Below are 25,820 nucleotides of genomic sequence, written 5' to 3' on the forward strand. Positions count from 1 at the left end.
CTACAGCCAGGTCAGCGTGATGTCGAGGGTCTCGAGCCAGCGGTCGAGAGAGTAGCCGTTGGCGGCGATGCCATCGATCGCGATGGACGCGTGTTCGATGGCGGCCTGGGCTTCGGGCAGGGTGATGAAACCCGCGGTGTGTGCGGCGAGTAACTCATCCACGTCGAGCAGTTCGATCTCACGTCCCGAGCGCACCACGAGATCGAGGTAGTGGTCCACCGACTTCCACTTCTTCGGGGCGACCTGGATGTATTGGCCCAGATCGAGGTAGTAGTCCTGATCGCGTTGATGCGCGGGGTGATAGTGGAAGATCGTCACCCGAATGGCGAGTGTTGGCAGCAGCCACGACTCGATGTAGTGGAACTGCGGGTGATCCGAGGTGCGCGCCATGTACAGGCCCCACGGCTCGGTCCGGTAGCGCTCGACCGGCCGGACGAAGCCCTTCGGGTCCGTGTTCGTCAGGTCCGCGACGTTGAAGTATTCGACCTTGGGCCTGTGCACGTCCACTGATGGTGCCTGTGTCATGCAAATAGAATCTACCGCCGTTGCCGCGCCGTCGAGTGGTACGTCAACGGTTGGGCAGACTCCGCGTGACTCGCGCTACATCCAGGTCAGTGTGATCTCCTTGGTGGCAAGCCAGGGCTCGACCTCGTGACCGTGCGCCGCCAGGCCCTCCATGGCCTTGGTCGCCCGGTCCAGCGCGTGATGCGCATGCGTCGTATCGATCAGACCGGCCGAATGGGCGGCCAGCAGATCGTCCACGCCCCGCAGTTCGGCCGCGCGGGAGTGGCGCACCGCGATCTCGAGGTACTGGTCCATGGACTTCCAGCGCTTGGGCTCGATGCGCGTGTACTCGCCGATATGCAGGCAATAGTCCAGGTCGCGGTGATGTCCGGGCTGGTAATGCACGATCGTCACGCGCAACCAGAGTTCGGGCAGCAGCCAGGTCTCCATGTATTGGATCCGTTGACCGCCGACGGTGCGTGCCACGTACAGGCCCCACGGCTCGACGTGCACGCGATCGATCGGGCGCACGAAACCCTTGGGGTCGGTCATGGTCAGCTCGGCGATATTGAAATGTTCAATCTTCGGTCTTAGCTGAGTGGTGGTCATCGGCGATCCCGGTGCGGCGTCGGTAGTGGTTGGCTGGATCAGGGGCGCGAGCCCCCGGAAGTCACGCGCAACGTAACCGGCGATACCGGTCACAGCGGGCGCGGCGGCAAGCAATGGAATCAGAGCGCTCATGCCTGCACCTCGCTGACGCTCGGCTCCGACATGACCGCTCTCGCGGCTGTGTTTATTGACCGCTCGCTTCGCTCGCTCATGGCCTCATCCTCATGTCCGACAACCAACCCAGGCTACACCTGCCGGGGTCGGTTCGCCGATGGAGAGAAGTTGCCGAATCTTGTTGTGGCACAGACATTAACGTCTGTTTACCTGTCCTATAGGACAGGTAGCAGATTGCGCATCGGCCGGGGTGCCCGGTGGTGCGCCAGATCGCGAAAGGGTACGCCGATCATAATCCGGCGACGAGGCGGGCGGCGGCGGATCAGGCGGACCACAGAATCTGTCGGTGCCTGCGCCTAGGCTGGTGACCATGGCATTCGCAACCGAAATCCCGGCGGAAGGCTACGAGGACCGGGGCACCCCGCTGGCACATTCGGAGTTCCGGCCGGTCGGGGACATCGAGCGGGCCGATGGGCAGTTCCAGGTCGTCAGCGAACATCAGCCGGCCGGCGATCAGCCCGCCGCCATCGCCGAACTGGAGCGCCGCATCAAGGCGGGTGAGCGTGATGTGGTGCTGCTCGGCGCGACCGGCACCGGTAAATCGGCCACCACCGCATGGCTGATCGAGCGGCTGCAGCGGCCCACGCTGGTGATGGCGCCGAACAAGACTCTCGCCGCGCAGCTGGCCAATGAGCTGCGAGAGATGTTGCCCAACAATGCCGTCGAGTACTTCGTCTCGTACTACGACTACTACCAACCCGAGGCTTATATCGCGCAGACCGATACCTATATCGAGAAGGACAGCTCGATCAACGACGACGTCGAGCGGCTGCGGCATTCGGCCACCTCGAGTCTCCTCTCACGGCGCGATGTCGTGGTGGTCGCGTCGGTGTCGTGCATCTACGGTCTCGGTACGCCGCAGTCGTATCTGGATCGGTCGGTGCAGCTGGATGTCGGCACCGAAATCGATCGCGACGCATTCCTGCGGCTGCTGGTCGACGTGCAGTACACCCGCAACGACATGTCCTTCACCCGCGGTTCGTTCCGGGTGCGCGGTGACACGGTCGAGATCATCCCGTCCTACGAGGAACTCGCGGTGCGCATCGAATTCTTCGGCGACGAGATCGAGGCGCTGTACTACCTGCATCCGCTCACCGGCGATGTGGTGCGGCAGGTCGATACTGTCCGGATCTTCCCGGCCACGCACTATGTCGCCGGGCCGGAGCGGATGGAACGCGCCGTGGGCGATATCGAAGCCGAATTGGAACAGCGGCTGGCCGAGTTCGACCGCCAGGGCAAACTGCTGGAGGCGCAGCGACTGCGCATGCGAACCCAGTACGACCTGGAGATGATCCGCCAGGTCGGATTCTGCTCGGGCATCGAGAACTACTCGCGCCATATCGACGGGCGTCCGGCGGGGTCGGCACCCGCGACGCTGCTGGACTATTTCCCGGACGACTTCCTACTCGTCATCGACGAGTCGCATGTCACCGTTCCGCAGATCGGCGGCATGTACGAGGGCGATATGTCGCGTAAGCGCAATCTGGTCGAGTACGGATTCAGGCTGCCGTCGGCGATCGATAACCGACCGCTCACCTGGGAGGAATTCGCCGAGCGGATCGGACAGGCGGTCTATCTGTCGGCCACCCCGGGTCCGTACGAACTCGGTCAGGCCGGTGGTGAGGTGGTCGAGCAGGTGATCCGGCCGACGGGTCTGGTCGATCCGCAGGTCGTCGTCAAGCCGACCAAGGGGCAGATCGATGACCTGGTGCACGAGATCCGGCTGCGGACCGAGCGTGACGAACGGGTGCTCGTCACCACGCTGACCAAGAAGATGTCCGAAGACCTCACCGACTATCTGCTCGGACTCGGCGTCCGGGTGCGGTATCTGCATTCGGAGATCGACACGTTGCGCCGGGTGGAACTGCTGCGACAGCTGCGCTTGGGCGAGTACGACGTACTGGTCGGCATCAACCTGCTCCGCGAGGGCCTCGACCTGCCCGAGGTGTCGTTGGTGGCGATCCTGGACGCGGATAAGGAGGGCTTCCTGCGCAGCAGCACCAGCCTCATCCAGACCATCGGCCGCGCGGCGCGCAACGTCTCCGGTGAAGTGCACATGTACGCGGACAAGATCACCGACTCCATGCGGCACGCCATCGAGGAGACCGATCGCCGCCGGGCCAAGCAGATCGCTTACAACGAATCGATGGGCATCGACCCGCAGCCGCTGCGCAAGAAGATCGCCGACATCCTGGATCAGGTGTATCAGGAAGCCGACGACAGCGAGGTGGCCGTCGGCGGTTCCGGTCGCAATGCCAGCCGGGGCCGCCGCGCCCAGGGCGAGCCGGGGCGCGCGGTCAGCGCGGGTGTGTACGAGGGCCGCGACGTCAAGTCCATGCCGCGGGCCGAATTGGCCGATCTGGTCAAGGAACTGACCGCGCAGATGATGAACGCGGCCCGCGAGTTGCAATTCGAATTGGCGGGTCGGCTGCGGGACGAAATCGCGGATCTGAAGAAGGAACTGCGCGGGATGGATGCCGCGGGGTTGAGTTGAGCGGCGGCATCTTCGACGCCGCCGGACTCGGCGTGGCTCAGCTCTGGGTGGCCAGCCATTCGTTGACGCGGCGCTCGGCCTCTTCGCGCGAAACGTCCTCGACCTTGGTCAGCACCGCCCAGCGGTGGCCGAAGGGGTCGAGGACAACGCCGAAACGGTCACCGGTGACAAAGGTCTGCGGCTCCTCCGCGCTGCGGGCGCCGTGCTCGATGGCCCGCTTGATGACCGCATCGACATCGGGGCAGTAGTGCACGATCGAGGTGTGCACCCATTCGCCATTGGGAGCCAAGACGTTGTTGTCCGGAATGGGCATGCCCAGTTGCAGGGTCGAGTCGCCGATCTGGAGTTCGGCGTGCGCGGGCTGCCCGTCGGGCAGATCGTTGCGGCTGATCACCTTCGCCTCGAAAACGTTGGTGTAGAACTCGATTGCCTTATTGCCGTCAGGGACAGCAAGGAAGCAGGTGATGGAGTGGTAGCCCTCGGCGATGGGGTTCACGGTGTTCGTTGTTTCGCTCATGCCGATAAGCCTCGTCGAGCGCGTCGAAGTGGTCTTGTAAGAAAGCGACAGCCGTGACCGTCGCATCCGACGGGCCGGTTCCGGTGCCCGCGCCCGACAACATGAAGGGCATTCTGCATCCCGGCGAGCAGGCCAGACATCGCTCGCTGGCGCGGTTGTCGGCCGGACCGGAGGTCGGGCGGTTCGTCGAGTGGTATTGGTCGGTGGCCTGGGACCTGACCGGTCGGCCGCCGTACTGCGCCGAGGTGCTGCCGTTCCCGTGCGTGAACGTCACCTTCGAACGCAGCGAAACCCGCACCGGCGGTTTCGTCAATGGCGTCTGTACGACCAAGTTCGTCCGGGAGCTCAGCGGTGCGGGCGAAACCTTCGGCGCACGCTTTCGTGCCGGCGGATTCGGCGCGTTCACCGGATTGGATGTCGGTGCGTTCCGGGACACCGCCGTGCCGCTGACGGACGTGCTGCCCGAAGCCGCTGGTCTGGCCGAGCGGGTATTGGCCGAATCCTCGGATATCAAGCGCCGCAGCATAATCGAGGATTTCCTGATAGGCCGAAAGGCGGCGGCCGATCCCAACTATCGATTGGTCCTGCGCATCGTTGCCGCCATGGAACACGACTTGGAGCTGACCCGGGTCGATCAGGTCACCGATCGGTTCGATATCCCGATCCGCACATTGCAGCGGATGTTCCGGCGCTATGTCGGTGCCGGACCGAAATGGGTGCTGCGCCGATACCGGCTCCAGGACGGCGCCGATCTACTCGCGCGCGGCCGCATCGAAGATCTGGCCGCTCTGGCCACCGAGTTGGGTTATTTCGATCAAGCGCATTTCTCGCGGGAGTTCACCGCGGAAGTCGGAATGGCTCCACTGGAGTACGCCAAGAATTCGCTACGCTCCCGTAACGAAGTGACTTCGAAGGTCGTTCCGACGCGAATGTAGTTCGCAGGACCGTTCGCGTTCGTCCCATTCGAGCGCGAATCGGAATCGGCCCTTCACATCGGCGAGTGAGGAGTGGCGATGGATGTCTTGGTCTTGATAGGGCGCGTACTTTTCGTGGTGTTGTTCTTGAGTTCCGCATTCGGGCATTTCACGCAGACCGACGCGATGACCGAATATGCGCAGAGTCGCGGCTTGCCGCAGGCCAGGGTCGCGGTGCTGGCCGGTGGTGTCGTACTCGCGGTCGGCGGTCTCAGCGTATTGCTCGGTGTATGGGCCGACCTCGGGGCGCTGTTGCTCGTGATCATGCTGGTGCCGACGGCATTGCTGATGCACCAGTTCTGGCGGGAGACCGATCCACAGGCCAAACAGGGCGAGATGATCCACTTCAACAAGGATCTCGCGCTCGCTGGCGCGTCGCTGATGTTGTTCGCGTTCTTCGCGCATGTCGACGAACTCGGATTGACCATCACCGGACCGCTTTTCGCCGGTCTGTAGAGCGACCGGAATTGTGCCGCACTCGTCGATATTGTGAGCCGTATAGTCACGATCGATGTTTTGGCGTCGACGGAGCTCCGCCACGGTAACTGCGGAGCCGGGTGTATGGCGTCGGCCCGGCTGGGTGCGTTCTTACCGGTCGCGGTCGGGCCGACGTTGCCGTCGTATAGCGGCTGCGGTCGGGTAAATGTGATGAATATCCCAGGGGCACAAGAATGTTCGGGTCGGTTGTGATCGATCACAAGTTAGGGACCTGGAAATTGGATCCGCCCAGGTCGCAAAGGCCCTGTGGCATTCGTCGGATGAACCCGAGTCGGTAAAGCCGGAACTCCCGCAGTGTGATGTGTTGCGATTTCTGCTATTTCCGGCCGATTTGCCGCTATGGTCGACCCCAGTCGCCGCGCGGGTGCCACGACTTCACGTGGTATCGGCGCAGGCACCCGACACCATATAAGTTGGAGGAGAAAGCCGTGAGGGAGCGAAGCGAGCGAACCATGGGCGCAGCGCCACAGGCGGTCATGCCGGAGCCGAGCGCTAGCGAGGTGGAGGCATGACCGCCTACCGGACCATTGTCGTCGGTACCGATGGCTCGGACTCGTCGTACGTCGCCGTCGACAAGGCCGCCTCGCTGGCCGCCGCCGCGGGTGCGACCTTGGTCGTGGCCTGCGCGTACTACCCGACCGACGATCGCGATGTGGCCGCCGCCGCCGACGTGCTCAAGGACGAGGCCTACCAGGTGCGCGGCTCAGCGCCGACCAACGAGATCCTGCGCACCGCCCGCGACCGCGCGACCGCGGAGGGCGCCAAGGACATCGTCGAGCGTGGGATCGTGGGTGAGCCCGTCGAATCGCTGCTCGCGCTCGTCAAGGAGGTCGAGGCCGATCTGCTGGTCGTCGGTAACCGTGGCCTGAACACCCTGGCCGGCCGGTTGCTCGGTTCGGTGCCCTCGGATGTGGCGCGCAAGTCCCGCTCCGATGTGCTGATCGTGCACACGGTCAGGTAAGCGACAAAGCCGAAACGACAGCCGCGCATTCCACCGAATGCGCGGCTGTCGTTCTCGTCAATCCAGTGTGCTGAGCACCGATGGCAGGTCACCGGTGTGCACGACTCCGAGTCGCTGGGTCGCCCGGGTCAGCGCCACGTACAGATCGTTCATTCCACGCGGCGATTCGTCGAGAATGCCCTGCGGTTCCACCAAATAGACCGCATCGAATTCCAGGCCCTTGACCTCGTGCACAGTGAGCACCCGGACCGATTCGCCCGCCAACCCGGCGAAGTCTGCGACCATCTCATGCGGCGTGATGACGGCCGTGGTACCCGGGCCGGTCTCCGTGGCTACCAATTGCGTTACCGCACTGCGTAATTCGCTCGCATCGACGGCGTGGGCACGCGGTCGCACACCCGTCTCCCGCACCGAACGCGGCACCGCCGCATCCGGATCGATCTCGGCGAGCACATCGGCCGCGACCGCCATGATCTCCGCCGGGGTCCGGTAGTTCACGGTCAACTCGGTCAGCTTCCACCGTTGTGCCACATAGGGTTCCAGCATCCGCTGCCAGGAAGAAGCGCCCGCCGGATCGCCGGTCTGCGCGACATCGCCGACCACCGTGACCCACCGGTTCGGTATGCGGCGCATCACCATTCGCCAGGCCATCTCCGAAAGTTCTTGCGCCTCATCGACAATCACATGGCCATAGGCCCAATTGCGGTCGCCCGCCGCGCGTTCCGCGGTGGTTTGCCGGCTGCGCACATCCTGGCGTTCGGCCAGCTGGCTGGCGTCGATCAGGTCATAGGCCATCAGGATCTCCGGATCGAGATCGTCTTCCAGATCCTGTGGCGCCGAACCGGTCAGGATGTCGAGTGCGTCCTGCGCCTCGGCCAACTGCGCCCGCCAGCGGCGGCGGGCGCGTTCGCGTTCCTCGGTGTCGTCGATGCCGAGCAGTTCGGCGAGTTCGTCGAGCAGCGGTGCGTCCGCCGCACTGAATTCGCCGTTGTCCGAGCGCGCCAGCTCGGCCCGGTCGGCCGGATCCAAACTGCTCGCGGCACGGTCGAGTCGCTTCGGATCGGCCAGCAGATCCGCGAGCACCTCCTGCGGCGACAGGATCGGCCAGAGCTTGCCGATGGCCGCCTGGATCTGCGGATCGGCGCGCATTTCGTCGCGGATCTCGGCAAGATCGGTTCGGCTGAGCAGACTCTCCTTACCCGCCCCGTCGGCTGCGCCTCCTGCCATCCCCCGGTGTCCGCCGGACAGATCCGCGCCCATGGTCTGGGCCAGCTGCTCGGTGAGTGCATCGATGACCGAGGACGCGAAGATCGGCCGGGCCAGATTGTGCGGGCGCCGCGAAGAGCGGGCCCGGCCGCGCGCCTTGGTGGCGACCTTGCGATCGAGCGTGACCGGGTAGCCGTCGAAAGCCAGGCGGATCGGCTCGGCGGGTACCTCTTGACGGTCGCGCACCGCCTGCTTGAGCACCTCCAACATGGCCAGCGATCCCTTGACCGCACCGGCGCGCAGCGAATCCTCGCGGGTCGCCTTCACTCCCGGATACAGATCGCCGATGGTGGACAGCAGCACGCCGGTCTCTCCGAGTGATGGCAGCACTTGGCCGATGTAATCGAGGAAGGTGGCGTTCGGGCCGATGATCAGCACGCCGCTCTTGGCCAACTGCTGACGGTAGGTGTAGAGCAGGTAGGCCGCACGGTGCAGTGCGACGGCGGTCTTGCCGGTGCCCGGACCGCCCTGGACCACCAGCACGCTCTTGTGCTCGGAGCGAATGATCGCGTCCTGCTCGCTCTGGATGGTCTCGACGATGTCGTTCATATGGCCGGTGCGCGCGGCATTGAGCGCCGAGAGCAATGCGCTTTCGCTGCCGACTCCGCCCTCGCCATCGGTGACGCCCGCGGTCCGGGCGGCGTCTAGATCGAGGTATTCGTCATTGATGGCCGTGACCCGCCGATTGCGGGACCGGATATGTCGACGCCGGATCACCCCGTCCGGTGCGGCGGTCGTCGCGAGATAGAACGGACGGGCCAGCGGCGCGCGCCAATCCAGCAGCAGCGTCTCGTAGTCGTCCTTCTCGTCGAGGATGCCGAGCCTGCCGATATAGCGGTATTCGCCGTCCTGGCCGCTGGCGACTGCTTGCGGGTCGCTTGAAACTCCACTGCCGTCGAGGTCGATGCGGCCGAAACACAGGCCGTGTTCGGCGGCGTCGTATTTGGCCAGGTCCTCGGAGTAGAGCTGGCTGAAGGATTCGCGCTCGCTGCGGGCCTGCGGGGTGCCGCCGGTTTCCAGCAGGACGGTGCGCAGCCGCTTCTTGGCGTATTCGCGCATATCGTCGAGTCGTTCATAGAGTACGGACAGGTAGGCCTGCTCCTGGTCGATCTCGCGGTTCCGCTCGGGGGCGCCGTCGTGTGCGGCACGATCCTGAGTGAGGCGGTCGGGCAAACTGAACTCCTTGTCACCGCGATGAGCCGGTGCACACGCAGGTCACGGTGCACGCGAACGCCATTGAAAACAGAGTTTTCGAGTCTACTGCTGGTTCGGCGGGCTCGCTGTAACCGCAGGTAGCGGGTCCGTGGTCAGGACCGGCGTGAAGTGTTGGACGAGGGGGAACGGTTCGTAGAAGTGGTGCAGTAGTTGCTTCCAGCGCTGATATTCGGCGGACCCGCGGAAGCCATCAATATGGTCGCTCAACTGTTCCCATCCGACCAGCAGCAAATATGTGCCGGGCGTCTCGACGCATCGGGACAGCGATAGCGACAGCAAGCCCGGCATACTCGCGATAATCGGCCTGGCCTCGGCGAATGCCGCCTCGAATGCCGCCGATTCGGCGGGACGGACGGGCAACAGCGCGTGTTCGATGATCATCGCCGAAATCCTCAGGAAGCGTGGGTGTTAGTCGGTCTGCGACCCAGGCTGGTGCCTTCCCGGCGGCCGGTCGGTTTGGCGCGATACATCGCCAGATCGGCGTCGTGCAGCACGGCCTCGGGCGTGCGGTTATCGCCCGTTTCTAGTTCGGTCACGCCGATCGAGGCGTTCACCTCGATCCGGTGCCCCCGCGCGATGATCGGCTCGGCCATGGTCGAGCGCAATCGCAGTACCAGGGAATCGAGATCCACGCGCGATGTCCGACCGGACAGCAGTACCAGGAATTCGTCGCCGCCGAGCCGACCGACCAGGTCGGTGCCGCGCAGTGCGCGCTGCAAACGCTGGGCCACGATCTGCAGCACGGTATCGCCGATCGCGTGGCCGAGGGTGTCGTTGATCGCCTTGAAGCCGTCCAGGTCGATGAACAGCACTGTGGAGACCGGCAGATCCTCGCTGGCGGCCAGCGCATTGGCGAGCTGGGACAGGATCAGTGAGCGATTGGCCAGCCCGGTCAGTGCGTCGTGCGTGGCCTGAAACTCCAATTGGCTTCGACTGGCCCGGAATTCGGTGATATCGGCGAAGGAGGACACCGCGGGTGAATCCGGATCGCCCGGATTGAGCAACCGCGAACTGCCGGAGAGCCAGCGGCGCTGGCCGTCCTGACGGTCGACGCCGAAGACGTATCCGGTGATCGTCTCGCCGGTCGCCAGGGTCCGCGCGACGGGATGGCGGCTCGCCGGTAGCGGCTGGGCATTGGCGTCGAGCAGGATCAGTGGCAGTTCGTCGATGGTGGCGCCGATGAGTTCGCCGGTGCGTTCATCGGTGCCGAAGATTCGCACGGCCGCGGGATTGGCCGACTCGATGCGGCCGTTTCGATCGATCACCACCACGCCCTCCTCCAACTGCGAGACCACCGTGGTGAAGTGCTGTTCGGCCCGGCGCTGCGCGGCCTCGGCGGCGCGCTGGGCGGTGAGATCGTGGATGACCACCTGATAGGCGAGATGGTCGTGCCATGCGGTGAGCACCGAAACAGTCTCGACCGGCACGATCTCACCGTCCATGCGGATCAGCTCCATTTCGGTCGGCTCGGAGGCCGCGCCCGCGGTGGTCAGCTGGCTGATGCGGTCCACCATGCTCGGCACCGAGTCGGGATGGACGAATCGGGTCAGTGGTTGGCCGATCACCTGATCGGCGCTGTCGGCGGCCAGCATGCGCGCGGTGGCTGGATTGGCGTAGACGACGATGCCGCGCTCGTGCACGACGATCCCGTCCGGGGTGTGCTCGACCAGGGACCGGTAGCGCTGAGCCAGCTGCTCGGTGTCGACCTCGGCGTCGACTGCCTTGTCCTGATCCACTCGAACCCCCGATCGTCGACCCAATCATGGCCATTGGAATATGGGATTATTCTGGTCTCGACGTGTACAAGATCACATCGTCGACGCTATTGCTTCGCTCACAATCCGGGCATTCCAGTGGCCGCTATCTGGTGATCTCTACAGAACCCGGATCTGTGAACATTTCTCGAGCCGAACCTCGCTTCGGCTCCGGGAACCGGTGAAGGAGCGATGTCATGCCGGGTACCAACCCGAACAATGAAGAGCACCATCAAGATCATATGACGATCGCGGGGATCGGTGCGGTCAGCGGGTACGGCTGGGGTCGGGAGACGCTCTGGCAGGGAATGCTCAGTGGGAAATCCGCGGCCTCGCTACAACCAGGCTACGGCGTCGGTCGCGATAAGCATGCCTGGGTTTCGGTGATTCCCGATGGCGGCGATCCCATGGTGAGCACAAGCGGCTACGGACGCGCCATCCATGAGGCGGGTCGCGAGGCGATCGCCGACGCGTCCTCGCGCGGGTGGCGACCGGGCCGCACCGTCGGCCTGCTGCACGCCATCGTGCTCGGCGATGTCGCCAATTGGCGCGACTTCTATCTGGTCGATGACGGTCACCGACGCTCCCGCGACTACCTGCGACTATTGCCCTCCACCCCGATGTCGGTGCTGCAGCAGGAATTCGGCTTTCACGGTCCGTCGATGAATGTCTCAGCGGCGTGCAGTTCGGCCAATGTCGCGCTGATCACCGCCAAACTCTGGTTGGACTGCGGTGTCGCAGACGACGTGATCTGTGTCGCCACCGATATGTCGGCCACCCCTGAGATGCTCGAGCACTTCGTCCGGCTCGGCGCCGCGGTCGGCGATGTCGAACCGCTTGCCGCCTGCCGCCCCTTCCAGGAGGGCAGCCGCGGCTTCAGCATGGGCGAGGCGTCGGTCGCCTTCGTTCTCAGCCGCGAGGTCGAGCGGCCCTATGTCACCGTGCTCGGCGGCGGTATGACCAACGATGCCTATCACGTGGTTTCGGTCGATCCCGGGCACACCCAGATCTTCGACTGTGCGCGTCACGCGCTCGCCGACGCCGCTATCAGCCCCGCGGACGTGCGGTATTTCAACGCGCACGGCACCGGTACCCGGCAATGCGATGTGGCCGAGCGGGACCTGCTCCGACGGATGTTCGACGACCGGCCGCACGTCTATTCGGTCAAGCCGCTGGCCGGGCACTGCCAGGGTGCGGCGGCCGGTATCGAGGTGGCCGCCGCGGCATTGGCCTACGACCGCGGCATCGTGCCCGCCGCACCGATCGTCGCGCCCGCCTACGAGCGACTATTGGACGGCCCGACGCCCTTCGAGGGCGGACTCACGGCCAAGCTGTCGCTCGGCATGGGCGGCAATAATTCGATGGTCGTGCTCGGTCCGGTCGAATAAGCCCAGTTACGGAAGCGGCACCGACCAGGACAACTTCGTGCCCGGCATGCCATCGGTTTCGTGCATACCAGCCACCGCGGGGCCGATGGTGAACTGACCGTCGGACTTCTCCGCCCGCTGCTCCAGATTCCGCAATCCGCTGCGGATCACGTGATTCGGGATGCCCCAGCCGTCATCGGTGACCACGATGGTCAGATCATCGGCCACGCTGATCTCCACCGAGACGATCGCCGCGCCGGAATGCCGCACCGCGTTGCTCACCGCCTCGCGCACCACCGCCTCCGCGTGATCGGCCAATTCGGCCTCCAGCACCGACAACGGACCGGTCACCTGCACAGTGGCCCGCAGCGGCGAATCGGTGGTCTGCTGACGCACCGCATCCTCGATGCGCTGCTGCAATTCGATACCGCCGCCATTGCCGCCGTGCAGATCGAAGATGGAGGTGCGGATCTCCTGGACCACCTCCTGCAGATCATTGATGACCGTCGAAAGGTGTTGGCGCACTTCGGGTACCTCGGCGCGCGGCACCGCGCTCTGCACGGTGAGCCCGATGGCGAACAGCCGCTGGATCACATGGTCGTGCAGGTCGCGGGCGATGCGGTCGCGGTCGGCGAGGATATCGAGTTCGCGCATTCTGCGCTGGGTTTCGGCCAGCTGCATGGCCAGTGCGGCCTGGTCGGTGAAGGCGTTGGTGAGCTCGACTAGTTCGTCGGCATAGGGCGGTGCGCCGATCGGCCGCACGGTGACCAGCGCACCGAGCGTCGCGTCCGGTGTGCACAGCGGCAGGATCAGCGCGGGTCCGACATCCTGCAGTGGTACGCCGAGGTCGATCAGGGCGGCATCGTCGAAGCGCAGTGGGGTGCGGCGGGTGAAGGCCTCGCCGAGTGCGGTGCCGTCGGCGAGTACGGTCAGTCCGTCGAATCCGCCACCCGGACCGGACCATTGGGTAATGACGAGTTCGGAGACCGCGGCGAGTTCGAGTTGCGGTATCGCGGTGCTGGCCAGGAAGGACTGGTGCGAACCGGTCAGCGTGCGCGCATGGTCGACGACATGGGCGAGCACCACATCGGGCTCGGTGCCCGCGAGGAATTCGGTGGCGATATCGCGAGTGGCCTCGATCCAGGCCTGTCTGGTGCGCGCCGATTCGTAGAGCCTGGCGTTGTCGACCGCGATTCCGGCCGCGGCCGCCAGCGCCTGCACGAGCACATCGTCGTCCTCGGTGAACGGCTGACCATTGGCCTTCTCGGTCAGATAGAGACTGCCGAAGACCTCGTCGCGGATGCGCACCGGGACGCCGAGGAAGGTGTGCATCGGCGGGTGGTGTTCCGGAAACCCCACGGATGCAGGGTGTTTCGAGAGTTCGTCGAGGCGTAGCGGTTTGGGTTGGCTGAACACCTCACCGAGGACGCCGTGTCCGGCGGGCAGTCGGCCGATGCGCTCCCGGATGCTGTCGTCCATGCCCTCGTAGAGGAACTGGGTGACCTGCTGTTCGTGCCCGCGCACCGCCAGTGCGCCGTAGCGGGCGTCCACCAGGCTGGTGGCGGTATGCACGATGGCGCGCAACGTTTCATCGAGGTCCAGGCCGGAGGTGACGGTCAGCATCGCCTCGACCAAGCCGTCCATCCGGTCGCGTGAATCGATGATCAGTTCGACGCGTTCCTTGGCCTCCGACAGCAGCTCCCGGAGCCGAAGTTGCGACAGTGTGTCGCGTACCGAATAGAGGCCGTTGCCCAGCTCTTCGGTCATGACGGCATCCTGTTCTGGCAGGCGCGTAACAGCGCCTACGCCAGTCTAGTTGGTCGATCGAGGACTTTCGGCCCTGTTCGCGGTGGCGTCGCGGTGATGGCATGGTCGCACACCGGGAATAGAAAGTAGGGATGTCCTATGAATTCGCCGTTGCGTTCCTCGGAGCTGTGGGCCACTGCCGCCGACCCCGAACTGGCCGTGACCACCCGGGGTGCGGTGCCGCCCGCTGATGTGACCAGGGCGGTGCGGGGGATCGGCCGTGTACTGCGTCGGCACCATCTCGACGCAGCGGCACGGGTGCGGGTGACCGCGCCGGTGGATTCGGACGAACCCACCTTGGTACAGGCCAATATTCGCATACATGACACCCCCACCCGGGTGCAGGTCACCGGTCCGCGCGGCTTCGCGGTGACCTTCGCGGTGGAGCGGCTGGACCGGCAGATCGCCCGGCTGGCGACCAAACAGTCACGCGAGTGGCCCGATCCGGCGCGTCCGCCCCTGGCCAGGGTCACCGAGCCGCGCCCGATCGTGCGGAGGAAGCACTGCGCGTTGCTGACCGGTACGCCCGCCGAAGCGACGGCGGTAATGGATGCGATGGATTACGACTCCTACCTGTTCATCGATGCCGAAACCGGTGAGGATGCGCTGGTGAGCTGGGCGGATCCGCTAGGTGTCCGGCTGGCCAGGCAGCGCACCACACAGCCGCCGCAGGCTCCGGCGCAGCGGCCGCTCACGGTGAATTCCCTACCCCTCATCATGGATTCGGAGTCGGCGCCGACCTTGATCGAGGAGGCGGCGGTGACCCGGTTGTGCCGCAAGGGACTGCCGTTCCTGTTCTTCACCGATGCCGACAGCGGCCGGGGCCGTTTGCTGTACCGCCGCTACGACGGGGATCTCGCCATCGTCGTTCCGGTCGAAATCCGCTAGCTCTCACGCAATTTGGAGGCCAGCACCGCGGCCTGGGTGCGCCGTTCCATTCCGAGTTTGGCCAGCAGTCGGGAGACGTAATTCTTGACGGTCTTCTCGGCCAAAAACATTCGCGCGGCGATTTGTCGATTGGTCAATCCCTCGCCGAGCAGTGCGAGCAGTCGTCGTTCCTGTTCGGTGAGGCCGGCCAGCGGTCCGTCCTTTTCGGTGCTGGAATGTAGCCGGGCCTTGAGTGCGGCCGCCGCGCGGTTATCCAATAGCGAACGTCCGGCGCCGACCTGTTTGATCGCCGCGGCCAATTCCATGCCCTTGATGTTCTTGACGACATAGCCGCTCGCGCCTGCCAGTATCGCGTCCAACATGGCGTGTTCATCGGTGTAGGACGTCAGGATGAGGCAATGCAAATCGTCGATTTCGGCGAGCAGGTCACGGCACAGTTCGATGCCGTTCCCGTCGGGAAGTCGGACGTCCAGTACAGCGACATCGGGCCGTAGCGCGCGAATGCCGGTCATGGCGTCGGCGACGTCGCCGGCCTGGCCGATGACGGTGAGTTCCGGATCGCTTTCCAGCAGGTCGACGAGACCGCGTCGGACGATCTCGTGGTCGTCGACGAGGAACACTGTGATCACGCGACCTCCTTTGCGGTGCAGGGGATCTCGTGCGCCCCGGCGTTGCGTCCTACCCGATAAGGTAGCCCTCGGCGGGCCGTACCGGTATGTCGGAGGGGGCAATTTCGAGTAATGTAGACCCGAAATTTACCGACTAACGCTAGCGAAACGCCGAGAAAAACCGACCGCCGAAGGCATTGTGCGAGTCCGACTTCCGGGTATGCTGGGGCCGAAGTCATTCATAGAGGTCATTCAGCACCGTGGCCTTGGAGGGCCCATGCACAGTTATCTCGGACAATGAGATATTCAGCGACACTCGATTTCGGTAATATTTTCGGTCCGCCGCAGAGTTGTCCCGATTGTGGATCGCATGCTATTGCCACTTTCGTTGATCACCGGGATACTCTGTTCCGCTGCCGCGAATGCGGCATGCAATGGCGGTTCGCACACGGCCGCGCCATTCGAGAGACCCCAGCGATCGAGCCGGAACCGGGACCCGAAGAAGAGTGGATGTGCCCATGAAGATCGGGGTGATCGGGCCGCCGTAGGCCCCGCACCGCGGGGCGCGGCGGGGCCGAGTCGATGCCTGTTGGGTGGCCCGGCTGGCGCACCGAAAACTGGTGATGATCATCAAGGTCCGCAAACCGGAGCAACGGCGCTACTACACTGAGCGGGTGCGTCCACTGATGGGACCTGACGACCCCGAACCGCGCGAGGAGCCATGGGAGCCTCCGGTAGCGCCCGTGCGGCATGCCGATGCGCTGACCGGTGAGCGGACGAGCCGGGCCATGCTGCCCACCCCGGTCGCTTGACGAGCCCATGGGGTGACGGAGATACCGGGGCGCCACGTGCGGTCGCCGGGGTGACCTTGGTCGAGGGCTCGACCTTCTGCATCAGCGAAGACGGCGGTGTCATCAGCCCGAATCGGGCCGAGGGACTATTCGTGCGCGATACCAGGGTGCTCTCGCGGTGGCGGCTGACCGTCGACGGGTTGGCCCCACAACCGCTCACCGTCCAGCACACCGAGCCCTACAGTGCGACGCTGCTGGCCAGGACGCCGCCGCGACCCGGCCGCGCCGACAGCACCGCGCTGGTGACCGTTGCCAGGTATGTCGGCGACGGAATGCGCGAGGACGTGACCGTGCGCAATCTCTCCGGTGCGGCGATCAGCTGTGCGGTCGCGCTGGAGCTCGATGCCGATTTCGCCGACCTGTTCGAGGTGAAAGAGGGGCGCATCGGTGACAGCGTCGTGGTCACCAAGACCAAGTCGACGGCGGGCACGGTCGAGATCAGTCGGACCGATCTGCCGCTGGCGGTCACGGTGACCGCGGTGGGGGCGACCGCGGTCGATCGCGAATTGCGGTGGCAGGTCGATCTGCCCGGCCGCGGCGAATGGTCGGTGTGCATCCAATACCAGCCGACGCTCGGAACGGTGGTGACGCCGCGGCATCCGTGTGGGAATCCGATATCGCAAGGTGCGCCAGCGCTGCGGATGCGCGAGTGGTACGAGAATTCGCCGTCGGTGCAGACCGATGACCAGACCCTCGCCGCGGTGCTGCGGCGCGCCGTCGTCGATCTCGGCGCGCTGCGCATCTTCGATCCCGGCCATCCGGAGCGGGCGGTGGTCGCCGCGGGTGCGCCGTGGTTCATGGCGCTGTTCGGGCGGGACTCGCTGCTCACCTCGTGGATGGTGTTGCCGCTGGACCGGCGGCTGGCCGTCGGCACGCTGCAGAGTCTGGCGGGTCTGCAGGGCACCGAGGTCCGGTCCGTAACCGAGGAGGAACCAGGGAAGATACCGCACGAGGTGCGATTCGGCCGGGCGGCGACGACACTGCTCGGCGGTGACACCGTGTATTACGGAACCGCCGATGCCACACCACTTTTCGTGATGTTGCTCGGTGAGTTGCACCGGTGGGGGCTGGATGCCGAGACCAGGGACGAACTGCTGCCGCATGCGGATCGGGCGCTGGAATGGATCGAGCGGTTCGGCGATGCGGACGGTGACGGATTCGTCGAGTATCAGCGCGCGGCCGATCACGGGCTGGCGAATCAGGGGTGGAAGGACTCCTGGGACGGGGTGAATTTCGCCGACGGCAGACTGCCCGACGCGCCGATCGCGCTGGCCGAAGTGCAGGGCTATGTGTACGCGGCGTATGTGGCGCGGGCCGAACTCGCGGCCGACGTGGGCGACCACCGAACGGCCGACCGGTTCCGCGTCAAGGCGACCGCATTGAAGGACGCGTTCAATAGGACGTTCTGGTTGCCCGAGCACGGTTGGTACGCCATCGGACTGGATGGGGACAAGCGGCCGATCGATGCGCTGACCTCGAATATGGGCCACTGCCTGTGGACCGGGATCATCGATGCGGACAAGGCGCGCTCGGTCGCGGATCACCTGCTGTCGCCGGAGATGTTCAGTGGCTGGGGTATCCGCACCTTGGCCACCAACATGGGCGCATACAACCCGGTCAGCTATCACAACGGATCGGTGTGGCCGCACGACAACGCGATCTGCGCCGCCGGACTGATGCGTTACGGCTTCGTCGAACATGCCAACCGGGTGATCGACGGGGTGCTCGACGCGTCGACTCGCTTCGGCTATCGACTGCCCGAGTTGTTCAGCGGTTTCGACCGCGCGGAATTCGACGCACCGGTGCCGTATCCGACCTCGTGTTCACCGCAGGCGTGGGCCTCGGCGGCGCCGCTGCTCTTCATGCGGAGTATGTTGCGGTTGGAGCCGGGCAGCGGATCCGCGTCGGTCGCGCCGGCGGTGCCGGATCGGTATCTGCCGATGCGGGTGAGCGGAGTGCGGGTGGGGTCGGATGTGCTCACTGTCACCGTGGACAATGGGGGCTGGCAGCTCAGCGGGTTGGCTGGAAAGCTGCGTCGATCCGACTCCTGACCTGGACCGATGACCGGGGAACCCGGCGCGCGACGAAACTTGTCGGTGGGTCGTCCTAGCATGGCGCTGGGGGTATCACGTCTGTTGGATCGACACGATCGAGAAGGGACACCTGGTGGCGGAACGCCTCACTGTGCGCGGAGCTCGCGAGCACAATCTCAAGAGCATCGACCTCGATCTCCCCCGCGACAGTCTCATCGTGTTCACCGGTCTATCCGGTTCGGGCAAATCCAGCCTCGCCTTCGACACGATCTTCGCCGAGGGGCAGCGCCGCTATGTCGAATCGCTGTCGGCCTACGCGCGCCAGTTCCTCGGGCAGATGGACAAGCCGGACGTCGACTTCATCGAGGGACTTTCACCCGCCGTTTCGATCGACCAGAAGTCGACCAACCGCAACCCCCGGTCGACGGTCGGCACCATCACCGAGGTCTACGACTACCTGCGTCTGCTGTATGCGCGCGCGGGCACCCCGCACTGCCCGGTCTGCGGTGAACTGATCGCCAAGCAGACTCCGCAGCAGATCGTGGACCAGGTGCTCGCCATGGAGGAGGGCATCAAATTCCAGGTGCTTGCGCCGGTGGTGCGCACCCGCAAGGGTGAATTCGTCGATCTGTTCGACCAGTTGAACTCCCAGGGCTATTCGCGCGTCCGGGTCGACGGCGTGGTGTATCCGCTCACCGATCCGCCGAAGCTGAAGAAGCAGGAGAAGCACGACGTCGAGGTCGTCGTGGACCGCCTGCAGGTGAAGCCGAGTTCCAAACAGCGCCTTACCGATTCGATCGAGACCGCGCTGCGGTTGGCCGACGGCATCGTGGTGCTGGACTTCGTCGACCGTGACGAGCACGCCCACGATCGGGAGCGCCGCTTCTCCGAACGCCTGGCCTGCCCCAACGGGCACCCCCTCGATATCGAGGATCTCGAACCCCGCTCGTTCTCGTTCAACTCGCCCTACGGTGCGTGCCCGGACTGCACCGGCCTGGGCATCCGCAAGGAGGTCGACCCGGATCTGGTGGTGCCCGATCCCGAATTGAGCCTGGCCGAGGGTGCGATCGCACCGTGGTCGCGCGGGCAGACCGCCGAATACTTCACCCGGCTGCTGTCGGGTCTGGCCGAATCCATCGGCTTCTCCATGGATACGCCATGGCAGGAGCTGCCGCTGAAGGCACGCAAGGCGGTGCTGGAGGGCAGCTCCGACCAGGTACACGTCTCCTACACCAACCGGTACGGCCGCAAGCGTTCGTATTACGCCGATTTCGAGGGCGTGATGCCGTTCCTGCAGCGGCGCATGGAAAGCACCGAATCCGAGCAGATGAAAGAGCATTATGACGGGTACATGCGGGATGTGCCGTGCCCGGTGTGCAACGGTGCTCGGCTGCGTCCGGAAATTCTGGCCGTCACCATCGCCTCGAACGGTGAGAAGAAGTCCATCGCCGATGTGAGCGAATTGTCCATCGGTGATTGCTCGGCATTCCTGAATGCCTTGACGCTGGGGGAGCGGGAGACCGCCATTGCCGGGCAGGTACTCAAAGAAGTACAGGCGCGGCTCGGATTCCTGCTGGATGTCGGACTGGAGTATTTGAGCCTGTCACGGGCCGCGGCGACGCTGTCCGGCGGTGAGGCGCAGCGCATCCGGTTGGCGACCCAGATCGGATCCGGGCTGGTCGGTGTGCTGTATGTGCTCGACGAACCGTCGATCGGTCTGCACCAGCGGGATAACCGGCGGCTCATCGAAACCCTCACGCGGCTGCGGAATCTCGGCAATACGCTGATCGTGGTCGAACACGACGAGGACACCATTCGGGCCTCGGACTGGGTGGTCGATATCGGTCCGCTCGCTGGTGAGCACGGCGGTGAAGTCGTGCACAGCGGTCCATATCAGGAACTGCTCACCGATCCCAAATCGCTGACCGGCGCATATCTTTCCGGCCGTGAGCGCATCGAGGTGCCGATGGTGCGGCGACCGGTCAGCAAGAAGCGCCAGCTCACAGTGGTCGGTGCGAACGAGCACAACCTGCGCAATATCGATGTCAGCTTCCCGCTCGGCGTGCTGACCGCGGTCACCGGTGTCTCAGGATCCGGTAAGTCCACGTTGGTCAACGACATTCTGGCGACCGTGCTCGCGAATAAGCTGAACGGGGCGCGGCAGGTGCCCGGCCGGCACACCCGGATCAACGGTCTCGATCATCTGGACAAGCTCGTGCAGGTGGATCAGTCGCCGATCGGCCGGACGCCACGCTCGAATCCGGCCACCTATACCGGCGTATTCGACAAGATCCGGACGCTGTTCGCGGCCACCACCGAGGCGAAGGTGCGCGGCTACCAGCCCGGCCGGTTCTCGTTCAATGTCAAGGGCGGCCGCTGCGAAGCATGCTCGGGTGACGGCACTTTGAAGATCGAGATGAACTTCCTGCCGGATGTGTATGTGCCATGCGAGGTATGCCACGGTGCCCGGTACAACCGGGAGACACTCGAAGTGCACTACAAGGGCAAGACCATCGCCGAGGTGCTCGATATGTCGATCGAGGAGGCGGCCGGGTTCTTCGAGCCGGTCACCTCGATTCACCGCTACCTCAAGACCCTGGTCGATGTCGGCCTGGGTTATGTGCGACTCGGTCAGAGCGCACCGACACTCTCCGGCGGTGAGGCGCAGCGCGTGAAATTGGCGGCGGAGCTGCAGAAGCGCTCCACCGGACGCACCGTCTACATCCTGGACGAGCCGACAACCGGTCTGCACTTCGAGGACATCCGCAAGCTGCTGCTGGTGATCAATGGCCTGGTGGACAAGGGCAATACGGTCATCGTCATCGAACACAACCTCGATGTCATCAAGACCTCCGACTGGGTCGTCGATATGGGTCCCGAGGGCGGCTCCGGCGGTGGCATGGTGGTCGCCGAGGGCACTCCGGAAGACGTGGCCGAAGTAGCGCCCAGCTACACCGGGCAGTTCTTGAAGGAAGTCCTGGCGCTGCCCGCCGCGACCTCGCCCAAGGCTCCCGCCAAGAAGGCGGCGAAGAAGACACCTGCCAAAAAGGCCACAACCAAAGCCGCGGCCAACAACTCGTCGACGACGACAAAGATTCCGGCACCCAATCCCACCGCCGCGAAGCGCGCCGCACGAAAAGCCGCCGCACTGCGCTGATCTCCGCCGCACACCTGTTGTCTCGCCCGATACCGGCTACTCGCTGTCGGCCGAGGCAACGGGTGCGGCTCCGCTCTTGGGTCGACGGGCTGCGCGCTTGTCTTCCAGCTAAGCGATCAGCCAGAAGAGGGCGAAAGCTGCCGCGGTCGCATGCATGAGGATCGATGGGCCGCGTCCACGAGGTGCATGCGTGCACCGCCGATCTGGTTGCAATCTGCTATCGGTTGACCTACGCTCACATTTAGCGATTGCAAACTGCAATCAGATTGCGGGAGGTTACCGATGGTCGACACCGAGCCCCAGGTCGCGGGTGGGAAGGTGCTGTGGCACTTCACGATGTCGCTGGACGGATTCGTGGCGGGGCCGAACCATGCGATGGATTGGATGACCGGCTTTTCGTTCCGCCCGCAGCTGGCGGCGGAGTATGTCGCGACCACGGGCGCGGTGCTGGGTGGTCGCGACGGTTGGGACACCATCAATGGCAGCCGTCCGTATGGCGGTGCCTGGGAGGGGCCGATTTTCGTCCTCACTCACCACCCTGAGGATGTCACGCCCGCCGACGGCGTTACGTTCCTCAACTGCGACGTCGCCGAGGCGGTGCGGATCGGGCTGGCTGCCGCAGGCGGTAAGAACCTCGAAGTGTTCTCGCCGACCATCGGCCGACAGCTGCTCGAATTGGGACTCATCGACGAGATCGACCTGCACATCGCGCCGATTCTCTTGGGCGCGGGCATCCGGCTGTATGACAACCCGAGCGGTGTGCCGATACGCCTGCACCGTGTCGGCGAAGGTGATCCCACTTCGGTCGTCAACGTCCGGTACCGACCGACCACAACGGCGAGTCCATCAGCGCCCGGCGCTTCTGCGGGGTAGCCGTTGCGGCCGGGCCGCCGCGAGGCGATGGTAGCGCGCCTGGTCGAGTCGAGAAGGACCGTGTCAGTCACTTCCGGCTGTCGTATGCCTCAGCGGTTCGCGATGGTGTGGATGAGTTCGGCGAGTTCCTTGTATCGGGACCACATCGGCCAATGTCCGGTCGGCAGATCGATGTATTCGGCGTCGATTTTCGATAACTCGGCGAACATCGGTTCTCGACCCGCGTCGCGGAGTTGTTTGACCAGGTCCGCGGTGATGCTATTGCAGATCACCGTCGTCGGGATGGCAAGGCGTGCCGGGGAATCGCTCAGTCGCAGGGGAGCGGCGGCGACTCCGGTGGGTTCGGACACGGCACGCTCGCGGAACCGGGTGAGGGAGACCTCATCCAGTCCGGTGAGGCTATTGCCGTCGGCCTCCAACTGGTCCCAATCCGGCAGTGCGAGTTCGCGAACGGTCGCATCCAGTGCGGAATTGAGGATGAAGCCATTCGGCAGCGGGGCGGCGTCGACATAAATACCGCGGCGGAAGCATTCCGGGGCGATATCGGTGGCCAGATAGGCGGCTGCCGCGCCGCCGGAGTGCGCGACGACGACCACCGGTTCGTCCGGGGCGATTTCGTCGAGGATGGCCTGCGCCTGCATTTCCAGGGTCGCATCCAGCCGGTCGTCATCGGCCGGATCGAGTCCGGGCAGGGTAAGCGCCAAAACATCGTCACCCCGGCCACGCAGATCGGTCGCGACGTCGTCCCACGCCCACGCGCCGAGCCAGAATCCGGGAATCAGAAGTATCCGTGCCATTCAGTGAGCATCGCATGCCGAACCCGGCAGAACGCAAATCCGCAGCAATATGTCTGGGTCACCGAATGGCCACGCGCACAAAGCGTTTCATTGTTCACAAGATGAACTACTTGGGGTCGACTTGGATTGCGCCGTGAGATTGGCGGCACGGATTGTCCCGCGTCGTTTGCGGCCCACCCGGGCGGCATCTGTGCGATTCCGGGCGGGCCAGATCGGCGTGCCTACGAGCTTCGAGCTGGACCGAACCACCGAGTCAATGCGTTCCGGAGTCGGTCATCTTCGGTACCGACTTCACCTGCCCAAGCCACATATCCGTCCGGTCGGATGAGTAGCGCGTCAGCGGGCGCGTCCGGACAGGTCGCGATCACGATGTCGACGCGGTCGTTCCAGTCGCCCGCGATATCGGCGAATCCACTGTTCTCGGTCAATTGGACCAGTACAGCTCGTGCCGAGTGCAGCAGATCGGCGATACGCGTTGGGCCATCCGAGGTTTCGAGGGTGAGGTCCGGGACCATGCGTCCGGACAGTGGGTGCGGATCGCCGATGTCGTAGCGGATATCGGATCCTGCGAGCAGATGTGCGATATGTCCAGCGTTTTCAGGTGCTTTGAGTAGTTCGCCCATGAACTCGCGCAGCGCGGTGACCTCCGGACCGGGCGCCATCAATGCGAGCTGGGACAGTGAGTGCATCATCACACGCTCGCCGACCGGGTATCGCTCGGAGTGATAGGTGTCCAGCAGTCCTACAGGTGCCCAACCGTTCACCTGTGCCGCGAGCTTCCAACCGAGATTGGCCGCGTCCTGCAAACCGAGGTTGAGGCCGGGTCCGCCCATCGCCGAGTGCACGTGGGCGGAATCGCCGAGCAGGAACACATTTCCGTCGCGATAGCGTTCGGCCAGTCGAGTGTTCTGGCCCTCGGTCCGGCGCAAGGCGTGCGGGCCGGATCCAGGCGGTGGCGCGATCGGCAGGTCGACACCGAGCACCCGCTGCAGACTTGCGCGTAGTTCGTCGAGCGTCATCGGCGTGTCCTCCGGTACCGGATCGCCGTCGAACTCCATGGTCGCGACCAACGGGCGGCCGCGTTCGAGCTCTGCGAAGATGAACATGCCACGTTCGAGTCGGTTATGTCCGAAGGGAAGTCGCCCCAGACCGGGAATCAGGATGCCGCCGTCTCCGGTTCGCAGTTCCTCCGGCAGGCTCACATGTGCCATCCGGACCAACTTCGATGCGCTTGTGCTGCCGGGGAATTCGATTCCGGTGTGTTTGCGGACGAAGCTCTTGCCGCCGTCAGCCGCGACCAAGTATGTGGTGGTCAGGTCGTACTCGCGGTCGGGACCCGTCACTGTGACGGTCACGCTCCCGTCCTGCTGGACCAGATCGGTCAGCTCATGGCCCCAACGGATTTCGATACCGAGTTCGCGTGCCCTTTTCTCCAACAGGCGAACCAGTTTCGGTTGGGGGACGAGCAGCGCGTACATCGGATTGTCCGCAACTTCGGCGAATGACACCGGCATCCCACTGAACATATAACCGGGCAGGGGCTGCGGAGCGCCCGGCGCGCCGCCGAATTCGTGGTACAGGCCGCGCATATCCAGCAGCCGATTCACCTGGCCGACAAGGCCGTTCGCTTTCGGCTCGGCGCTGGGCTCGCTCAGTTTCTCCAGCACGATGGGGCGCACGCCAACCAGTGCGAGTTCGCAGGCGAGCATGAGCCCGTTCGGCCCGGCACCGGAAATGACTACGTCGAAAGAGTTTTCGGGCATGACAAATACACCTCTTGTTGCCTTTGAAAGTGAGTGTGCAGTGAGTCAGTCGTCGACGGAAGGCGCGGGAAGTCCCGCGGCTACCTCATCGATGGCTTGTCGTAGCAGTGTGGTGAGCAATACCGGCGGATCCGCGTACACATAGGTCGCGGTAGCGGCCTGGTAGATCGCGCCGATCGTGCCGACGACGAGGCGTGGATACAGATCGCGGGCCGCGTCGGTTCCGGTGCGTGCCGCGATCGCCTCGATCCAGTCGTCGGATACCGCCTTGGACACCGCGGCTCGGGTCTCGGGTGACTCGAGCAGTTCGCGAACCACCGCCAGTTGGCGCGCGGTCGGCGGGTGCTCTCCGACGCCGTCGGCCTCGAGTGGTTCGAGGACCGCCGAGGTGATCGCGATCCACAGCGGCTCGTCCGCGGGCCGGTTTCGCAGTGCGATCAGACTGCGCTGGATCCGCTCGGTCTGCCGGTAGGCCAGCGCCTCGTGCTTACCGGTGAAGTAGTTGTTGAAGGTCCGGACCGATACGCCCGCGCGGGCGGCTATGTCCTCTCTGGTGATATTGGCCAGTCCGTGTTCAAGTGCCAGTTCGAGCGTCGCATCGCTGAGTGCCTTGCGGGTGTCGAGCTTCTTGCGCTCGCGAAGGCCGAGGACTTGCTCTTCTGGCATGACACCAGAGTACGACGAAACTTGCCCGGCGGGCAATCTTTCCCG

General features: G+C 64.7%; 21 protein-coding genes. 10 read left to right on the top strand and 11 right to left on the bottom strand.

Translation table 11 applies throughout. The features are described 5' to 3' along the window. On the bottom strand, positions 1-525 hold the full coding sequence (locus ACIBG0_RS29370) for a DUF402 domain-containing protein (protein WP_397036727.1): 525 nt from the start codon (positions 523-525) through the stop codon (positions 1-3). A 75-nt stretch (positions 526-600) separates the two neighbouring features. Then, positions 601-1,245, bottom strand: a complete 645-nt coding sequence (locus ACIBG0_RS29375) for a DUF402 domain-containing protein (protein WP_397036728.1) — start codon at positions 1,243-1,245, stop codon at positions 601-603. Between the two features lie 352 nt (positions 1,246-1,597). Between ACIBG0_RS29375 and uvrB the strand changes: the two genes are divergently transcribed. Beyond that, positions 1,598-3,781 (top strand): excinuclease ABC subunit UvrB, encoded by a 2,184-nt coding sequence (uvrB, locus tag ACIBG0_RS29380; protein ID WP_397036730.1) that lies wholly within the window; start codon positions 1,598-1,600, stop codon positions 3,779-3,781. A gap of 37 nt (positions 3,782-3,818) precedes the next feature. On the opposite strand, the gene ACIBG0_RS29385 is transcribed toward uvrB, so the two are convergent. Further along, on the bottom strand, positions 3,819-4,298 hold the full coding sequence (locus ACIBG0_RS29385) for a VOC family protein (RefSeq protein ID WP_397036731.1): 480 nt from the start codon (positions 4,296-4,298) through the stop codon (positions 3,819-3,821). Positions 4,299-4,351: 53 nt separating this feature from the next. On the opposite strand from ACIBG0_RS29385, the gene ACIBG0_RS29390 reads away from it, so the two are divergent. From ACIBG0_RS29390 to ACIBG0_RS29400, 3 genes are all read left to right on the top strand, one after another. Next, a complete protein-coding gene (locus ACIBG0_RS29390; RefSeq protein WP_397036733.1) occupies positions 4,352-5,233 on the top strand; it encodes a DUF6597 domain-containing transcriptional factor in 882 nt (293 codons plus the stop codon). Between the two features lie 78 nt (positions 5,234-5,311). After that, positions 5,312-5,728 carry a DoxX family protein gene (locus ACIBG0_RS29395; RefSeq protein ID WP_397036735.1) on the top strand — a complete coding sequence of 139 codons (417 nt, stop codon included), beginning with the start codon at positions 5,312-5,314 and terminating at the stop codon, positions 5,726-5,728. A 550-nt stretch (positions 5,729-6,278) separates the two neighbouring features. Further along, positions 6,279-6,731, top strand: coding sequence for a universal stress protein (locus ACIBG0_RS29400; RefSeq protein WP_397036737.1), 453 nt, complete (start codon positions 6,279-6,281; stop codon positions 6,729-6,731). A gap of 57 nt (positions 6,732-6,788) precedes the next feature. On the opposite strand, the gene ACIBG0_RS29405 is transcribed toward ACIBG0_RS29400, so the two are convergent. The 3 genes from ACIBG0_RS29405 to ACIBG0_RS29415 form a co-directional block, all read right to left on the bottom strand. Then, a complete protein-coding gene (locus ACIBG0_RS29405) occupies positions 6,789-9,170 on the bottom strand; it encodes a HelD family protein (protein ID WP_397036738.1) in 2,382 nt (793 codons plus the stop codon). 84 nt (positions 9,171-9,254) lie between these two features. Further along, entirely contained in the window at positions 9,255-9,593 is a 339-nt protein-coding gene (locus ACIBG0_RS29410; RefSeq protein ID WP_397036740.1) for an antibiotic biosynthesis monooxygenase family protein, read from the bottom strand. An 11-nt stretch (positions 9,594-9,604) separates the two neighbouring features. Then, complete coding sequence (locus tag ACIBG0_RS29415; RefSeq protein WP_397036743.1) at positions 9,605-10,948, bottom strand: diguanylate cyclase domain-containing protein; 1,344 nt, start codon at positions 10,946-10,948, stop codon at positions 9,605-9,607. A 215-nt stretch (positions 10,949-11,163) separates the two neighbouring features. Between ACIBG0_RS29415 and ACIBG0_RS29420 the strand changes: the two genes are divergently transcribed. Then, positions 11,164-12,354, top strand: coding sequence for a beta-ketoacyl synthase N-terminal-like domain-containing protein (locus ACIBG0_RS29420; protein WP_397036745.1), 1,191 nt, complete (start codon positions 11,164-11,166; stop codon positions 12,352-12,354). Positions 12,355-12,360: 6 nt separating this feature from the next. Here ACIBG0_RS29420 and ACIBG0_RS29425 read toward each other — a convergent pair whose 3' ends face one another. Then, positions 12,361-14,100 carry a GAF domain-containing protein gene (locus ACIBG0_RS29425; RefSeq protein ID WP_397036747.1) on the bottom strand — a complete coding sequence of 580 codons (1,740 nt, stop codon included), beginning with the start codon at positions 14,098-14,100 and terminating at the stop codon, positions 12,361-12,363. A 138-nt stretch (positions 14,101-14,238) separates the two neighbouring features. Here ACIBG0_RS29425 and ACIBG0_RS29430 point away from each other — a divergent pair, with 138 nt between their 5' ends. After that, a complete protein-coding gene (locus ACIBG0_RS29430; RefSeq protein ID WP_397036749.1) occupies positions 14,239-15,027 on the top strand; it encodes a sigma 54 modulation/S30EA ribosomal C-terminal domain-containing protein in 789 nt (262 codons plus the stop codon). Here ACIBG0_RS29430 and ACIBG0_RS29435 read toward each other — a convergent pair. After that, complete coding sequence (locus ACIBG0_RS29435) at positions 15,024-15,656, bottom strand: response regulator (RefSeq protein ID WP_397036751.1); 633 nt, start codon at positions 15,654-15,656, stop codon at positions 15,024-15,026. The genes ACIBG0_RS29430 and ACIBG0_RS29435 overlap by 4 nt on opposite strands. A 599-nt stretch (positions 15,657-16,255) precedes the next feature. Between ACIBG0_RS29435 and ACIBG0_RS29440 the strand changes: the two genes are divergently transcribed. The 4 genes from ACIBG0_RS29440 (at position 16,256) to ACIBG0_RS29455 (ending at position 22,549) form a co-directional block, all read left to right on the top strand. Then, complete coding sequence (locus ACIBG0_RS29440) at positions 16,256-16,447, top strand: hypothetical protein (protein ID WP_397036753.1); 192 nt, start codon at positions 16,256-16,258, stop codon at positions 16,445-16,447. Continuing rightward, complete coding sequence (locus ACIBG0_RS29445) at positions 16,444-18,537, top strand: glycogen debranching N-terminal domain-containing protein (protein WP_397036755.1); 2,094 nt, start codon at positions 16,444-16,446, stop codon at positions 18,535-18,537. Before ACIBG0_RS29440 ends, ACIBG0_RS29445 begins: the two co-directional genes overlap by 4 nt. A 115-nt stretch (positions 18,538-18,652) precedes the next feature. Continuing rightward, positions 18,653-21,676 carry an excinuclease ABC subunit UvrA gene (gene uvrA, locus ACIBG0_RS29450; RefSeq protein ID WP_397036757.1) on the top strand — a complete coding sequence of 1,008 codons (3,024 nt, stop codon included), beginning with the start codon at positions 18,653-18,655 and terminating at the stop codon, positions 21,674-21,676. Between the two features lie 282 nt (positions 21,677-21,958). Beyond that, on the top strand, positions 21,959-22,549 hold the full coding sequence (locus ACIBG0_RS29455; RefSeq protein ID WP_397036759.1) for a dihydrofolate reductase family protein: 591 nt from the start codon (positions 21,959-21,961) through the stop codon (positions 22,547-22,549). A gap of 89 nt (positions 22,550-22,638) precedes the next feature. Here ACIBG0_RS29455 and ACIBG0_RS29460 read toward each other — a convergent pair whose 3' ends face one another. The 3 genes from ACIBG0_RS29460 to ACIBG0_RS29470 all read right to left on the bottom strand — a co-directional run bounded on the left by ACIBG0_RS29460 (position 22,639) and on the right by ACIBG0_RS29470 (position 25,775). Next, the gene (locus ACIBG0_RS29460) at positions 22,639-23,346 is read right to left on the bottom strand and encodes an alpha/beta fold hydrolase (protein ID WP_397036761.1); all 708 of its coding nucleotides are present in this window, start codon (positions 23,344-23,346) and stop codon (positions 22,639-22,641) included. A 221-nt stretch (positions 23,347-23,567) separates the two neighbouring features. After that, a complete protein-coding gene (locus tag ACIBG0_RS29465) occupies positions 23,568-25,109 on the bottom strand; it encodes an FAD-dependent monooxygenase (protein ID WP_397036763.1) in 1,542 nt (513 codons plus the stop codon). Positions 25,110-25,154: 45 nt separating this feature from the next. After that, complete coding sequence (locus ACIBG0_RS29470) at positions 25,155-25,775, bottom strand: TetR/AcrR family transcriptional regulator (protein WP_397036765.1); 621 nt, start codon at positions 25,773-25,775, stop codon at positions 25,155-25,157. Positions 25,776-25,820: the final 45 nt, after the last annotated feature.

The sequence above is a fragment of the Nocardia sp. NPDC050630 genome, assembly GCF_044457245.1.
Lineage (GTDB): Bacteria > Actinomycetota > Actinomycetes > Mycobacteriales > Mycobacteriaceae > Nocardia.